At 40.6% G+C, this 15,014-nt stretch carries 13 protein-coding genes; 8 read left to right on the forward strand and 5 right to left on the reverse strand.

All coding sequences use genetic code 11. The features are described 5' to 3' along the window. Window positions 1-22: 22 nt before the first annotated feature. Window positions 23-400 carry a bifunctional diaminohydroxyphosphoribosylaminopyrimidine deaminase/5-amino-6-(5-phosphoribosylamino)uracil reductase RibD gene (locus EGC80_RS01870; RefSeq protein WP_267898639.1) on the forward strand — a complete coding sequence of 126 codons (378 nt, stop codon included), beginning with the start codon at window positions 23-25 and terminating at the stop codon, window positions 398-400. A 215-nt stretch (window positions 401-615) separates the two neighbouring features. On the opposite strand, the gene EGC80_RS01875 is transcribed toward EGC80_RS01870, so the two are convergent. Continuing rightward, the gene (locus tag EGC80_RS01875) at window positions 616-1,986 is read right to left on the reverse strand and encodes a hypothetical protein (protein WP_124014328.1); all 1,371 of its coding nucleotides are present in this window, start codon (window positions 1,984-1,986) and stop codon (window positions 616-618) included. Between the two features lie 478 nt (window positions 1,987-2,464). Between EGC80_RS01875 and EGC80_RS01880 the strand changes: the two genes are divergently transcribed. From EGC80_RS01880 to EGC80_RS01905, 6 genes are all read left to right on the forward strand, one after another. Then, the gene (locus EGC80_RS01880) at window positions 2,465-3,172 is read left to right on the forward strand and encodes a hypothetical protein (RefSeq protein ID WP_124014327.1); all 708 of its coding nucleotides are present in this window, start codon (window positions 2,465-2,467) and stop codon (window positions 3,170-3,172) included. Next, on the forward strand, window positions 3,169-3,873 hold the full coding sequence (locus tag EGC80_RS01885; protein ID WP_124014326.1) for a hypothetical protein: 705 nt from the start codon (window positions 3,169-3,171) through the stop codon (window positions 3,871-3,873). The genes EGC80_RS01880 and EGC80_RS01885 overlap by 4 nt, the downstream gene beginning before the upstream one ends. Beyond that, a complete protein-coding gene (locus EGC80_RS01890) occupies window positions 3,870-4,541 on the forward strand; it encodes a PP2C family protein-serine/threonine phosphatase (protein ID WP_124014325.1) in 672 nt (223 codons plus the stop codon). The genes EGC80_RS01885 and EGC80_RS01890 overlap by 4 nt, the downstream gene beginning before the upstream one ends. Before the next feature lie 696 nt (window positions 4,542-5,237). Beyond that, window positions 5,238-6,710: a group II intron reverse transcriptase/maturase gene (ltrA, locus tag EGC80_RS01895; protein WP_124012858.1), complete on the forward strand. Its 1,473-nt coding sequence runs from the start codon at window positions 5,238-5,240 to the stop codon at window positions 6,708-6,710. 326 nt (window positions 6,711-7,036) lie between these two features. Beyond that, complete coding sequence (locus EGC80_RS01900; RefSeq protein WP_124014335.1) at window positions 7,037-7,630, forward strand: tyrosine-type recombinase/integrase; 594 nt, start codon at window positions 7,037-7,039, stop codon at window positions 7,628-7,630. A gap of 97 nt (window positions 7,631-7,727) precedes the next feature. Further along, window positions 7,728-9,266: a Fic family protein gene (locus EGC80_RS01905; RefSeq protein WP_082707404.1), complete on the forward strand. Its 1,539-nt coding sequence runs from the start codon at window positions 7,728-7,730 to the stop codon at window positions 9,264-9,266. 229 nt (window positions 9,267-9,495) lie between these two features. On the opposite strand, the gene EGC80_RS01910 is transcribed toward EGC80_RS01905, so the two are convergent. Next, window positions 9,496-10,941, reverse strand: coding sequence for a hypothetical protein (locus EGC80_RS01910; RefSeq protein WP_124014334.1), 1,446 nt, complete (start codon window positions 10,939-10,941; stop codon window positions 9,496-9,498). 400 nt (window positions 10,942-11,341) lie between these two features. Beyond that, window positions 11,342-12,265, reverse strand: a complete 924-nt coding sequence (locus tag EGC80_RS01915; RefSeq protein ID WP_124014290.1) for a LysR family transcriptional regulator — start codon at window positions 12,263-12,265, stop codon at window positions 11,342-11,344. A 115-nt stretch (window positions 12,266-12,380) separates the two neighbouring features. Here EGC80_RS01915 and EGC80_RS01920 point away from each other — a divergent pair, with 115 nt between their 5' ends. After that, window positions 12,381-13,022 carry a LysE family translocator gene (locus EGC80_RS01920; RefSeq protein ID WP_124014289.1) on the forward strand — a complete coding sequence of 214 codons (642 nt, stop codon included), beginning with the start codon at window positions 12,381-12,383 and terminating at the stop codon, window positions 13,020-13,022. Between the two features lie 778 nt (window positions 13,023-13,800). Here EGC80_RS01920 and EGC80_RS01925 read toward each other — a convergent pair. Both EGC80_RS01925 and EGC80_RS01930 read right to left on the reverse strand, forming a co-directional pair. Next, on the reverse strand, window positions 13,801-14,403 hold the full coding sequence (locus tag EGC80_RS01925) for a class I SAM-dependent methyltransferase (RefSeq protein WP_124014338.1): 603 nt from the start codon (window positions 14,401-14,403) through the stop codon (window positions 13,801-13,803). A gap of 322 nt (window positions 14,404-14,725) precedes the next feature. Continuing rightward, entirely contained in the window at window positions 14,726-14,914 is a 189-nt protein-coding gene (locus EGC80_RS01930; protein ID WP_124014337.1) for a YgaP family membrane protein, read from the reverse strand. Between the last annotated feature and the right edge of the window lie 100 nt (window positions 14,915-15,014).

A 15,014-nucleotide genomic window follows, 5' to 3' on the forward strand; every position in this document is an offset into this window, starting at 1 on the left:
TGATATCGGGCTCCACCGCTTAATTGACCGCTTACAACCAAACCCTCCTGTAGGTTGCGTTCTCGTGCTAGGCGGGCAAGTCATTGCTGAAGGATGCACACAAAAAATTGGTGGCAACCATGCTGAGATTGAAGCTATTAGTGCTTATGATGGATCTATGGAAGAAGTTACTGCATATGTAACTCTTGAGCCATGTTCATTTGCTGGAAGAACTCCAGCATGTTCTTCTGCAATCATTAAATCAGGAATAAAGAGAGTTGTAGTTGCTATTCTAGACCCTGATGAGAGGAACAATGGAAAGGGTCTTTATGCTCTAGAGAAAGAGGGCATAAAAGTAGATATTGGTGTCGCTTCAAGAGACGTTAGTGAATTTTTGTATCCTTATCTTGGAAAATCATAATTAACCTCGCATCAAATTCTATGCGAGGATGGTGATGTATTATACGATTTTTGCCCCTTTATTATTTAGCTGAAAAATTTGACCTCTCAATGGAGAAACTCTGGCAACCACGCCAGCGGAACTAATCACACTTGTTGCTGATTAACTACCAACACTAGCCCTCAGAAAAGCCTCAATAGCGGATCTGTTGAGGCTTTTTTCATCGTTTGTATCAACTAGAACTGTGGAGATAGGTTGCCATTCCGATTGATACATCCTTTATAGGCTGGGAATAGTTCGCTTTTCTTTAACCAACTATCACTTGAATAACCCGGTAATTTAGCATTCAAGGCAATATGTACCATTGGACCTTTGATTTCAATAATAGGACCACAAAAAGTATCATCACCAGGCTCAACCGAGTTTCGCCATGCAACCAAATCTTCTAGCTCTTTACGCTGTTGCTCTCGGCGAACCTTTTCGCGCGCTATACGCTGTTGTTCCTCCTGTGCGCGCTGCTTAGATAATTTAACCTTTGCTGTCGCAACTAGCGAAAGCATATCATTAGTTTGATACTTATTGATGAATGCAACTAGACTTTGCTCTGTGCCTAAGTTGTCAAATTCTGCTCTCTGACGAGCCATGTACTGTACGACAGCGTCTTTTTCTACATCAACGTAATAGCCTTCCATGCTATTTCTTTCATTTGCATAAAAATTAGCTATTTTTGAAGCATTGTCGCTGTATAGCTGAGCAGCATTTATCGGCAACTGATAACTATCAGATAGTTCGAAACTCTTGATTTCATACTTAGGTACATCAATTGGAGAATCATAGAGCTTCTGCAAAGACGTCATTTTCTGCAATCTCAATTGTTCCGCTTGCTGAATTTGCTTTTTTTTCTCTGTTTTCAATGTAACAAGTAGCTTATCTAAGCTCGCAACTTGAGCCAATAAAATGTCCTTACTCTCGTATTTCGAGTTTTCAATAGCTACCACCACAGCACCATTGAAATCCCCATGATGAAATTCAACCCAGTTATTTCGAGTGAACGTATCTTCCGGATTGGCAGCGGCAGCAACAGCCATTATTGGAGCAACTATTACAGCCCCAGCAGCAAAACCAGCCACAGCTCCAACAGCCGCAAATGGAGAAAGCAATACTCCAACAACATCATTTGCTGTAATTCCATCTTCAGCTTCTTTTTTTTCCTTTAAACGCTTCGCAGCTTGCTCTGATGGTGTATCTCCATAATCGGAACTAGTGAAGCTTACATGAATAAATTTATCTTCCTGATCTTCCCACTGTTCACATCCGTTATGGCTAGGTGACTTCTGACATTCCCAACGCTCTGTCCTAAATCCAGGATCGAGAGTTAACAAATCAAAGCGCCACTCATTGTTAGAGCTTTTGATTTGATACTCTGTATCTCGCTGTGTATAAAGGGTAGATAACAGTTTATATTTATCTCCATCCCAAACAATGGAACCGTAATAGTTACCTGACAGGTTCACGTTGTCATCTGAAGAAGAGTTTTCTGGTGTGCTCGAGCAACCATTTAACATTAGAACAGAACAAACCACCGCTGAACGGATTGTATTCTTCATCGTTATATCATCCTGATTTCTATGAATTATTATTTTTTAACCACACTACTTTATTGCGTAAATCACTAATAATAAAATATAAAGCTCAGTTTTGAGCCGTAGATCACTCTGTTTGCTTGCATATTAATTAGCCAAGTTTAGAGTTTGGGATATGTTGGGGCAGTGTAAACTTTTTTAATTAGCATACATTACTTAATGCTACGATTTGCCTTTAGACCTTTTGCACAAACTGATTTCTGTCCAAAAGCTGGTTAAGGGGCACAACACGTTTATGCCCCAAAGTCAGTTAGAGTTGATACTTCATGTCGACAACTCACTCTCCATTTTCCATACTTTACCTAATCTGACAGAAACGCTTTAGATCATCAGGTCCAACATGCCAATTCTGTCTAGTTACCGCAATTTTCTTGCAAAAGTCTTTACCTTCTGTTTGAATGTGTTTTCTGTTCGCGAACAGAAAACACAGCGGAGCAGGATTATGCTTAAACCACAAGATCTATTAGTTACTTTTAAAATTCTGAGTTATGAAATTGGTTGCTCATCTGTAGAGAGTAGAAGTCACAACTCAAGGAAGGCTCCATGGGTAATATTTGAACCAATAAGTGTGTACGACAGGGAAAAGGATGAGATTATCGTTTCTGATGAACCAGATGACTTTGAAGCTGCAGATCTAGCATTGATTGAACAGTTCATCCTAGAAGGGGAGTCGGAAGAACAACGAGCTAGTTGGAATTATAGAAAGTTGGCGCAACAGCTTTTTATGTCCCTCAGTGAAGTAAGTCAAGCAATCAAAAGAGCGAGTAAAGCAGGGTTATTGATAAAAAGAGGGGCCAAAGGCGTCCGAGTCAATAAGACCGTACTAATTGACTATATCCGCTTCGGTGCAGGAGTTAGCTTTTTTGTCGAGCGTGGGAAAGTTGTCCGAGGTATCCCAACCGCTAGTGCTGCTTCATCATTTAAGGATATATTCGTCTCTTCAGCTGAGCTTCCTACCGTCTGGCCTTGCGCCCGAGGGACTGTTAAGGGGATCGCCATAGCCCCTATTTACAAATCAGTGCCAAAAGCAGTTATGATTGATCCGTGGCTCTATAAGCAATTGGCATTATTAGATATTTTTAGAGTGGGTAGTGCTAGGGAGAAAGAGGAAGCAATGCCTTACCTAGCCAAGTTGAAAGGTAATGTATGACAGAACATGAAGCATTAATACTGCCCATAGCTCATGCTTTGGGTAAAGACTTATTGGAGCAGGTGGCGTTTGTTGGAGGCGCCACGGTGTCCCTTCACTTAGATGATGCTCAACCCATTGATATCAGTAGTACTAAGGACGTGGACTTTATTGTCTCAGTGTCGAGTTATAATGGTTATCAGGTGTTGGCAGAACAGCTGCGTAGTCGAGGATTCAAACCGTCTATACCCGAAAAAGGCGAAGAAGCACCAATGTGCCGATTCGAATGTGAGGGTATTTTAGTTGATGTGATGCCTGATAAAGAAGACATTCTTGGTTTTTCAAACCCCTGGTTTCAGGTCGGGCTTCAAGAGTCTGTCACATACACTCTGCCAGACGGGTTAGCAATAAAAATAGCCCAAGCTAAACATCTATTGGCCACAAAGCTTGTGGCGTTCGCTACTCGTGGTAGGGATATGCTGAGTAGCAAAGATGCTGAGGATATTGTCGTGTTAGTCAATGGCAGGGATGCTTTGCTTGACGAAGTAAAAGAATCTCCCATTGAACTTAGGCAGTTCGTTCAAGAGGCAATGTCCAAATTCATCGCTAACTCTGATTTTGACTACTTGTTAAGAAATGCTCTGAATGGCGAAGAGGAAGAAAGGTTTGAAATGATTGAAGAGCGCTTTAATGAGCTTTCATCAAAGGAGTTTCTTCTTTGACCCCTAGCATTTTAGCTTGTGAAGTAGGAGGTTGTGAGCAAGTAAACGCCGATTACGCAGATCACTGGGCTGTTCAAGGTGGGCACTTCTATGTTGTTTGCGATGGCATTGGTCACAATGAGAACACTGCAGCAGCCGTTAGTGAGTTTTGTGAGCGGTTAAAAGGTGAGTTATCAGGGGGCATTATTAGTGATGAAACAACCCTCGGTGATGCAATCATCAATGCTGTAAGGTCCCTAGAGCAACGGAGAGGCAGCTTTGCATTTTGTATGACTGCCGCATTGAAGTTGAACGATAGCTTGGTAGTTGCGCATTGTGGAGATTGTCGGTTGGGGTTCTTAACTCCTAAAGGCGTTGATTGGAAAACAGTGGATGACGTTCCTCACTATAAACTGCATCGTGACGGGGTGTTGGACAGGGACAGTTACTTGAAAGCTCGACATTTGGTTTCTTGTAAGATTAAACCTGGTGTTATAAGAGAGAGTCTAAAGGTTTACTCTTTGGACAATCCAGAACCCCAGTGCATGTTGCTATGTAGTGACGGCTTTTGGTCATATGTAGAGGTGGATCTTGAAGGGACTCCGGTTCTCAGTATGGAAGTGATTGACAGAATGCTGCCAGAATTGGCAAGCAGTGCATCTGATAATTTCAGTGTTATCTTGGTCTAGCAACTGGACGGAATTGCACTTCCTAATAAAAAACTAATTTGATTTGGCTTGGTTAAATAGCATGGCGAAACTAATAGTTGTCCAAAAGCTGGTTAGGGTGCATAACACGTTTATGCCCGTGCGACCTGAGGTCGTATGAAGCGCTGTTCACCGCGATAAGAGTGAACCATCTGTATCACCAGATGCCCCTAAGACTCTGAATAAAGCAGCGAGTCTGACAATGTAACGAAATTCGGTTTTATACCGAATGGGAACAAAATCGTGAGAGGACGTTCCTCCTGATAACCACAATCGGGTAAGTGCTAGGGTGTCAGTACGATGAACATAAGTGAATCCATATAAGGTGCGTTATACGTGAATCAGCGGAAGTGGTTAATACGCTGTGGCCAAAAAGGCACGAGAGTTGGAAAGAGATTGGGCAGTGCTCTTTCGTGATCAAATAACTCTCCGCACTAGAGTGGGCATCTAACCTGACGTTGCGCGACATACGGAACAGGGTAAGCCTGTATCACTCCCTTTGGGGAAAGTGACCTGTGAAGGCTACCGATAGTAATGCAGGTAAAGGAGGCTAGAAAAAGCGAATGCCGCATTGTAATAATGCGGATACTGATTTTATCTGGCGCGAAAGCGAGCTGACTTCTAGCTGGTCTCCCGTTGCAAGATGATTTGAAGAACTTTATTCAAGGATAAACGCAAATGATGGCTTCAAACGAAGTTAGTGCATCTCCTGACAATGCTCAATGGCAATCCATTAACTGGAGAGTGGTTAAGCAACATGTATTAAAGCTTCAAATGCGCATTGCAAAAGCAACCCGAGAAGGTAAACACGGCAAGGCGAAAGCGTTGCAGTGGATACTCACCCACTCTACATCAGCAAAATTGCTTGCTGTTAAAAGAGTTTCTCAAAATAAAGGCAGCAAAACACCAGGAATTGACGGCATCATTTGGAACAGTGATGCTCGTTGTATGACTGCGGTCAATCAACTGAGTCGAAAAGGCTATCATGCCAAACCGCTCAGGCGTATCTACATCCCCAAGAAAAACGGCAAACTCAGACCTTTAGGCATTCCCTGCATGATAGACAGAGCGCAGCAAGCGCTTCATCTTCTCGCTTTGGAGCCTATTTCGGAAACGGTAGCCGACCTTAATAGCTATGGCTTTCGACCTAATCGAAGCGCAGCAGATGCAATTGCACAGTGCTTCAAATGTTTATGTATGAAGCGCTCTAGCCAATGGGTTCTTGAGGGTGACATCAAAGCCTGTTTCGATAAGATTGGTCATCAATGGCTTATCGACAACATTCAATTAGATAAACGAATGCTGAAACAATGGCTTGGATGTGGTTATATTGATAAAGGATTGTTCTATAAAACAGCTGAAGGAACACCACAAGGTGGGATCATATCGCCTACGCTTATGTTGCTCACGCTGGCTGGGTTAGAACAGTTGGTTAAGTCTATTGCCCGTAAAACAGGGAATAGAGTCAACTTTATCGGATACGCAGACGATTTTGTCATCACAGGTTCTTCGCAAGAAGTCCTAGTTAATGAAATCAAGCCGCAACTCATTGGCTTTCTACAGGAAAGGGGCTTAACACTCTCTGATGAGAAAACACACATTACTCATATCAATGATGGTTTTGACTTTCTGGGATTCAATATCAGGAAGTACAACGGCAAACTGCTCATTAAACCGAGCAAGAGCAACGTTCTGTCATTTCTGAGCAACTTACGTGAATTCATCAGAAAACATCCAACAATACCCGTTAACGATTTAATCAAAATACTGAATCCGAAACTGAGGGGGTGGGCGAACTATTATCGCCATTGTGTTGCTAAGCAAGTTTTCGGTTATGTAGGCCATCAACTTTTCTGGTTGTTATGGCGTTGGGCAGTTAGGCGTCATCCGTCTAAAAGTAAAGACTGGGTGAGGCGTAAATATTATTTGGATGGTAAGGGACAGTGGCAATTTCATGGTTGGCAGAAAATAGCGAACATGGATTGTCGGTTTAACCTTGTCCAAATAGCTCAAACGCTAATACAAAGACATGTGAAAATCAGGAGTGCAGCGACACCTTACGACCCCGAATATGCAGCTTACTTAGGTACGCGCAAGCGGGCAAAGGAAGGTAGAAACTCATGGTTCGAACCCGTCTTGGCTGCGATATAGGGTGCTGGGTAACAGAACACGCCTTAGCGGAGGCTTGAGCCGTATGCAGTGAAAGTTGCACGTACGGTTCTTAGGAGGGCGGCACTTGGTAACAGGTGTCGCCTATCCGACCAAAGCCATTTAGCGAATAAACCTATAAACATATTGGTGGATCACTTTTTCCATATATTTTCTCATGTGAAAGGTTGCCATCTCTGTATCAGTGAAACTGAAATCTAAATTGTCTTTTTACTGGGAAATCCAGATATGCATTTATTCTAATAATTAAATTTTTTCACCGACTAAACTTAGTAAGGGCAATCTTGTTGTTACTAAGGAGGTGCGTTATGTTGACGCAAACAGGCCACTCAACAGGACAGAAAAAACCATTCAAACTGGAAGATATCTGGAGAATTAGGACAAGATTAGAAATTGAAAAAAATATTAAAGAGCTCGCTTTGTTAAATCTAGCGATAGATTGTAAGTTACGCTCTTGTGATTTACTTAGAATGAAAGTTAGAGATATTAGCAGTGGTGGCGTTATCCATACACGTGTCATTTACAGGCAGAGTAAAACTGACCGCGATGTTCAATTTGAAATCACTTCTCGAACAGCCCAATCTCTGTCTAAATGGATTAATGAAAAGGTACTTACCCCAGCAGATTATATATTTCCAAGTCCTAGAAAGAGCGGTTATCCAATGAGTTACAGCTACTACTCTAGTATTATTCATCGATGGGCAAGAGAGTTAGGGTATGACGAATACCGTTATGGCACTCACTCCATGAGAAGAACCAAGGCAACATTAATTTATGCAAAAACTAAAAATATACGAGCAGTACAGTTACTACTTGGCCACGTTAAGTTAGATAATACCATCCGCTATTTGGGTGTAGAGTTAGAAGACGCTTTAAATATTTCAGAGGATACTGATTCATAAAAGTAACTTGTGTAAATTTGTAAAAACAAGTATTTTAATTTCGTAAAAACAAGTTTTTAATGTATCAAATAAAACTATTTATAAGAAGTATTCAGGCATGGCAAAGACTGGTAATGAAAAATTAGTGGATGCACTTAGAGAAGCGGCGACGATAAGAGCTGGAAATATCGTCAATAGTCGGAACCTTAAACCAACGTCGCGAACGCTTTTGGTCAGCGAAGGTTATCTAAAACCAATTATTCGTGGATGGTACCTGTTCGACGCCGACGTCTCAGTGGTGAAAACAGGAGAATCCGCTTTATGGTATCAATCAATTTGGCAGTTTATTGGACAATATTTAAATGAGTCATACGGTGATGACTACTGGCTAAATCCCGAGGCTTCTATAGATATCCACACTGCCAACAATTCTTTGCCAAGACAATTGGTCGTGTTTACTAGTCAAGGAAAGACAAGGAACATTCTTTTACCGAATGATATGAGTTTGATGGTCATTAAAACCTCAGAAAAGCCGACTGAAATTATGGAACTTAATGGCGTGCAGGTTCTAAAGCTAGAGTTTGCACTCGCAGGTCTAGCACCAAGTATATATCGTTCAAACCCGCTGGCCGTACAAATTGCACTCGGTCAATCTGATGTTAATACTGTGGCAAGTAGTTTGCTTATTACTAAAAATGTTCAATCGGCTAACCGCTTGGTTGGAGCCTACCTAGAAATTGGGCGTAAAGCTGATTCTCGAAATCTGACAAGTATGATTGATGCTGTTGGTTTAGGTCCGCTTAAAGGTGAGAATCCATTTGAAATACCAGTGGTTAAGATTGGTAATAAACGTCAAGAATCAGCGGCAGCAGTACGTGTAAAATTACTTTGGCAAAAGCTCCGTGGCGATGTTGAAGCAATATTTAACGACCATGTTGTTTTTGATTTTTTTCAACGATCACTTGATGATTTACTTGATTCTGTGGATAAGGTATACGTTTCTGATGCTTATCACTCTCTATCAATTGAAGGGTATGTTGTTACGGAAGATCTGATTAATCGTGTCGCGAGCGGAAAGTGGGATGTCAATCAAATTGAATCGGACAAACAACAAAAGGACGCACTGGCAGCAAGAGGCTACTATGAAGCGTTTCAAGCGCTACGTGGGTTGATTAAAGAGGCGCATAATGAAGGTGCCACTAATTTGGATCTTGCCTATTTGCTTGATGTCAGCATCACGCAGATATATACATCGTTATTTAAGCCTTGTGTTAGTGCCGGTATCATTAAAGATCAAGATTTAGCTGGCTATCGTAAAGGCCCAATCATGATCAGAACATCAAGGCATATGCCACCACAGAGCGAGCAGCTTATGGACTGCATGGCAGCCTTAAAAGATCTCATTGTGAATGAACCTAATTTTGCAATTAAAGCTGTACTTGGGCATTTCTTTTTGGGTTATATTCATCCCTTCCCGGATGGAAATGGCAGGACGAGTCGATTTTTGATGAATTTTATGTTTCTGCTAGGTGGTTATAATTGGGTAGTAGTACCCGTTACAGAACGCACAACCTACCTTGATGGATTAGAACAAGCATCGATTGATGGAAACGTTATTCCATTTGCTAAGTTCATACATAAAATCATGCCAGTTTAAGCATATTTAAATTAGAGTCGGTAAAGAATAACAGGCTCGGCGCTGTCCACCGTTAAGTCAGTTGTTCATAATTGGCTCAACGTTGCCCCAAACGTTTTTAGAGTAATGGCATCGCAACAATCTTAATGCTTATTGTTTGCCTTAATTTTTCTTCTACCTCGTAAGGTATTTCGATGTATAAGTAAGTGCGAGCAGTATTGGGGCGTCAAGTTCGTAGCAAGATCACTTGCTAGTCGGGTGTAATCCATGCGTTAAGTGGGAGGACACTTGCCATCACGCCAAACGCATAGCTCTCTTGGTGGTAATATGCTCCTTGATAAAGAATAAAATCACAGGACTTAACAAGTTCTTTATAAATGTCATTTCCAGTAGCACATGTATAGAGCAAAGAGATTTTAATCTCACGATCGCCTTTAGATGCTTTTACTGTAATGTATTCACCTTCCTTGACTGGGTCAGTGAACGAATGGCACTGCCACCCCTTGTCTCTTAAGTTAGGGATGATTTCTAAATTCATTTTTTCCGATAACTTAGAAGCACGTAGTAGCCAACCATCATCCGATGCCGTTGGATTGAATGGGAGATTATTGTCGATCTGCAATTGGTTAAGGATACGCTTCTTAAATAGTTGGGTGTTCATGCAAGCGAAAACTTCAAGTCTGAAAGATTCTGCTCTTTCATCAGGTTCTGGAGGAAATATACTGACCTTGCTTTCCGCTACAGCAAAACATTCGATGAAAGCCAGTGCTTGAATCAATCCCATTGCACGAAAAAAATTGTGTTCATTTTGCCAAATGTCGGATTTAGCATGAGCGAAAAAGTGACGATTGAAACCTGAGTGTTTGTCATAGTTATCAGTTTTTTCATAAAAACTGTTAAGCAACCAATAACGAATTGTTTCTAAAGTAAAAATTTTTGTATTCATTACCTTTAGCACTGAATTTTCAATGTACTCAGGGGGAATCCAGTCGCTATGGTTAATATGTAGTTTTGTAACGCCATCACAAGCTAGGTCAATGCTCTTGTTGACCTTAGTCATTATATCAAGACCAGAACTATCTTCTCCGATAATTGAGCCTAGAATATCTTCAATAATTGGTATTAGAGCTGCAACAGCCACTACTTTCATTCCACTATAGAAAGCTAGAATTGACTCTTTAATTATTGGTAAGTGTTTCGATATAGCCTCTGACTCGGTAAGGGTTTGTACTGTGATAGGGATAATATTACCAAGTGTATAAATCGAAGATAGGTGCGGCTCAAATCGACTCTGTAACCCCCTTTTATTCCAGTGACTATGCTCTCGTGCATTTATACCGGCATTATTGATTGCATCGCTAATTGCTCCATTCGTTATATAAGGTGGACTAAACCAATCAACCGACTTCCAAAAGTTTGCGTAGTTTTGGTTTGGCTCTATGTTGTGATTGTAAATTTCAATTTCATTGAGTTTTTTTCGAGGGTAGAGCGCTGTACCTAAATCCGTCTTTAATTGAATCGCTTTAATCCGAGGATTCGAACCAAATTCGACCTCTTCAACACTTTCGATAACCAATCCACGTTGTTCCGCAAAATTTTTTACTTCGTCAATGGTTACGGTCGACATCTGACCTGAACCATTGAATCGATCCCACGTCGCACGGATATGTTTATTTGTTCTCGTTTCTACAGACATTCAGTTGCCTTGTTGACTTGATGTTCATTCTTCGAATACTGGTAACATATGGGATCATTTTGAAAACTAATTGTCATTATGCTGGCTAACCCGAGCATTATAACTTAAAAGTCAATGACCTAGCCCACATTCTGTGCGTTTATAGTTTATATTAAAGTTTGATCATTTATATAATGGTTTGATATTTTGGCGTTTTTGGTGAAGAAACGGGCTAAGGGCTAGTGCGTTTCTGCCCCAAAGTAGCTTAGAGTAGCAGCTCAATAACAATATGCTCATCTCGGTTTGCCATATATTTTCTCAAGTGATGAAAGGGATATACACCAAGATAGTGCAAGAGTATCTTGGTGCGACGTGGAGTATTTAAGAGATTAAACTGTAAAAAATATTTGAATTAACACGCTTAATCAGACTTAATGACAAGTAAATTCTGTTTCATAAAATCAATAAAAACGCGGTTTTTATTCGGCATGTATTTACTTTGCACATACTGCAAACAAATATCACCGTGATAATTACCCTGTAACTGCCAATCTTCCAATAGCGGAATGAGTGTCCCCGCTTCAATACCCTGCTGTGCGATATAATCCGGCAAACCACCAACACCAAAACCCTGTTCAATGGCATCACAACGCATTTCACTGTGATTAATCAAGTATGCTCCAGTTACGTGCACAGTCGCTTGTTGATTTTCATTGCTAAATCGCCAACGGTTGTCGGCCGTGTTTTCGCCTAAACAAAGGCATGATAGATATTTTAAGTCATCGGGGTGTGTTGGCAAATCATGGTTGGCGAGGAAATCAGGGCTGGCACATAATACCTGTTCAACGCGACCAATTTTAACATTGACCAATGCTTCAATGGGATTGTCATTAATATGAATCAAAAAATCAACACCATCATGAATGGGATCTAAAACACGGTCGGTCACTTTTAAATGCAACTGAATATCTGGATAGCATTTTAAAAATTCAATAAAGAGCGGTCGTAATACTCTACTCGCTAGCGATTTTGGTGCTGCGACTCTCAATAATCCACTCACCGTCGATGTTGTAGAGGTACTGGCATTAACCGCTTGCTCTGCAGACTCAACCATCTGTTTACAATAATCAAAAGTGATTTTCCCTGACTCCGTCAAAGCCAGTTGTCGCGTAGTGCGCTGTAATAGTTTGATGCCTAATGCATCTTCTAACCTGCTTATCTGACGGCTCACAGCTGAGGGTGTCACCCCCAGTTTTCTGGCTGCTTTACTAAAGTTCCCCTGCTCAACCACAGTGACAAAAATCGCCATGTCGGGCAACAAAGGGATTATTTTATTTGTGTCCACTAAGCACAAGTCCTTTTACAAATTGGTGTATTGTTTTAAATCTCTCACAAATTAACATGACTGCAGAGTAATAAATACGTTGCTGTAAGCATATTTTAAATAATGAGAGGTAAATATGGAGCTGTTAATAAATACTTATATGGCAGAAATTATTACGGTGAGCACCATTGCTATTTTTATGGCGGTGTTACCCGGGGCTGATTTTGTGATGGTGACCCGTACGAGTATTTACAATGGTCGTTTGGCAGGTTTATATACTAGTTTAGGTATGGCTTTATCTGTTTGTATACACGCCAGTTATTCAATTGCAGGATTAGCCGTCGTGATTGCAAATTCGGCATGGTTATTCAATTTAATTAAATACTTAGGAGCCGCTTATCTTATTTATATTGCTTGGCAGTTATTAACAACACGCGCGCTTTTAAATGCAGATCAAAACAATAAAACGGTTAATATTTCACCCTTTGCAGCGGTACGTTTAGGCTTTACCTGCAATATATTAAACCCTAAAACATCGATCTTTTTCTTAAGTATTTTTACTCAAGTGGTGTCACTAGATACTCCACTAATAATGCAGATAGGTTATGGCTTGATCATTATGTTGGCACATTTTATCTGGTACATCGGGGTTGTTTTACTGTTATCACACCCAAATATACTGCCTCTATTCAATCAGCATAAACAAAAAATTGATAAAGTTGCAGGATTTATATTGATGCTTATTGCGATAAAACTCATCTTAGTGAGTTCTATTTAAGTATGATTAGCTTTACCCGATGAGTGGTGATCGGGCGTTTTAGGCACTTCCCCAAATAGGCTGAGGGTCAGTTCTTTCTTTTTGCCTTTCTCAATAATTAGCGCCTGTTCTAAGGCGATATATGGACTCTGTAGAGATATACTGAATTTAACCACAGACTTAGAGGTTAATATAACTGCGCATAACGCATGTTATGCGCAATAGGGTGAGGGTATCAGCTAGATCCCTTCACTACCCCTAAACAATCTAATGTGTATTACTATCGACTAAAACAATAACCCTATCAAGGATCTGTCCATAAATGAGTTAGATGTCTTGATTAAAAATGCCTAAATGCAACTCTGAACTTGAGAACGTTGAAGAAAATAGCGTGAAGCTCACATGGATGTGAGCTTAGCTTTCGCGGTACAGGATGTACCATCGAAAGCGTTAGCATTTTCGAGTAAGGCCGAGGCAGGTTTTATACGCGGTTAAAGGCTAGAACAATTTCCGTTGCTACCTTTTCGCTTCTCAGAAAATGTTGCCGGAACGGCAGGGGTGATCCAAGAGGGGATTGCTGTTGATCCCCTTTTGGCCCGTGCAGGGCGGAGCCTTGCGATCTTAATTCAAACGAAGTTTGACAATCTGGTTTGGGTGAAGCGCCACGACGTTAGTGGCCGCAGGCCATATTTGTAAAAGGATGCATATAAGCAACATAGTTTACACATCAATCCATTCAGGCCGTTTACAGTTAGTAATGATTACTGAACAACACTTACCTACACAACACCGAAAAACCTTAAACCGTTTTATATCCAACGATTTGGACAACAGCACTATCACCTTGATGATACTTTCCTTCGGAAATATGCCTTTCTATTTCATGACCAATAACAAACTCTAACCCTTTCAATTCAGTTTCTAACTCTTGCAGCGACATAAATAATGCTTTGTTAGACGGTGGCGGCCCGCCAATGCCAGTCATATGAATATGACGTTCAGTAAATGCTTCTAAAATAAACACCCCATCATGTTTCAAAGCACTAACAGCTTGTCGATGGAGATCTTTACGTAATAAAGGGGGAACATGCGCAGATATTGATACTATGCCATCCCAAACGTTTTCACCTAAATCATAATGACTCAAATCTGCTACAACAGTTGAAATTTCTACACCACATTCAGCAGCGAGGCTTTCCGCCTTTTTAAGGCCCACAGATGACTGATCGACAGCGGTAACTTTGTATCCTTGTTTAGCCAAAAATACAGCATTACGCCCTTCACCTTCCGCCAAACAAAGGACTCGACCGCCCTTTGGTATTCGAAAAAACTCAGACTTTAAGAAATCATTAGGCTCGATTCCATATACAAAGCCTGCTTCGTTATATCTTTGATCCCACATCAAGACTCCTAATGCTTTAACTGGTTAACAAAATTGCTAAATGTCTAATAATTAACTTACTGTCCATACATGCATTAAAAAATTCGCATCAATACTTAATTAATAAACTTCACTCCCAACAATGTCTAAGTACTTAATAATAAACTTCACTCCCAACAATGTCTAAGTACTTAATAATAAACTTCACTCCCAACAATGTCTAAGTACTTAATAATAAAAAGGAAAATATAATGGATAATATTGGATATCGATAAATAAATATGGGGACGCGAACCCTAATATTCCAGCGACACGTCCCTCAGTAATCCTTAGCTAAACCAGATTACTTCTTAGTTTGACAACTTGATATACCAAAAGGCACGTAAGCAGGACACCATCCAATTGCGGCGGTAAGGAGTGGAATAACCCCCACGGCGCCCCACCAAGACTGATAGTAAACGCCAACTGCAATAATACATGCTCCGAGTATTACCCTAATGATTTTATCTGTTTTACCTATATTACATTTCATATCAACCTCCATTTCACAGTTCATGATTGTTACTAAAAATAATCCACGTAATTAACTGCCTTATTTCAACAACTCAGTTTCAATAATTCCTTGTTAATAA

It is taken from the genome of Shewanella psychromarinicola, assembly GCF_003855155.1.
In the GTDB taxonomy this organism is placed as follows: Bacteria; Pseudomonadota; Gammaproteobacteria; order Enterobacterales; family Shewanellaceae; genus Shewanella; species Shewanella psychromarinicola.

Excerpts from the sequence above, each read along its gene's own strand:
- EGC80_RS01930 (WP_124014337.1), bottom strand. The coding sequence starts at position 14,914 with ATGAAATGTAATATAGGTAAAACAGATAAAATCATTAGGGTAATACTC.
- EGC80_RS01880 (WP_124014327.1), top strand. The coding sequence starts at position 2,465 with ATGCTTAAACCACAAGATCTATTAGTTACTTTTAAAATTCTGAGTTAT.
- EGC80_RS01875 (WP_124014328.1), bottom strand. The coding sequence starts at position 1,986 with ATGAAGAATACAATCCGTTCAGCGGTGGTTTGTTCTGTTCTAATGTTA.
- EGC80_RS01910 (WP_124014334.1), bottom strand. The coding sequence starts at position 10,941 with ATGTCTGTAGAAACGAGAACAAATAAACATATCCGTGCGACGTGGGAT.
- EGC80_RS01925 (WP_124014338.1), bottom strand. The coding sequence starts at position 14,403 with ATGTGGGATCAAAGATATAACGAAGCAGGCTTTGTATATGGAATCGAG.
- EGC80_RS01920 (WP_124014289.1), top strand. The coding sequence starts at position 12,381 with ATGGAGCTGTTAATAAATACTTATATGGCAGAAATTATTACGGTGAGC.
- EGC80_RS01905 (WP_082707404.1), top strand. The coding sequence starts at position 7,728 with ATGGCAAAGACTGGTAATGAAAAATTAGTGGATGCACTTAGAGAAGCG.
- EGC80_RS01885 (WP_124014326.1), top strand. The coding sequence starts at position 3,169 with ATGACAGAACATGAAGCATTAATACTGCCCATAGCTCATGCTTTGGGT.
- ltrA (WP_124012858.1), top strand. The coding sequence starts at position 5,238 with ATGATGGCTTCAAACGAAGTTAGTGCATCTCCTGACAATGCTCAATGG.
- EGC80_RS01900 (WP_124014335.1), top strand. The coding sequence starts at position 7,037 with ATGTTGACGCAAACAGGCCACTCAACAGGACAGAAAAAACCATTCAAA.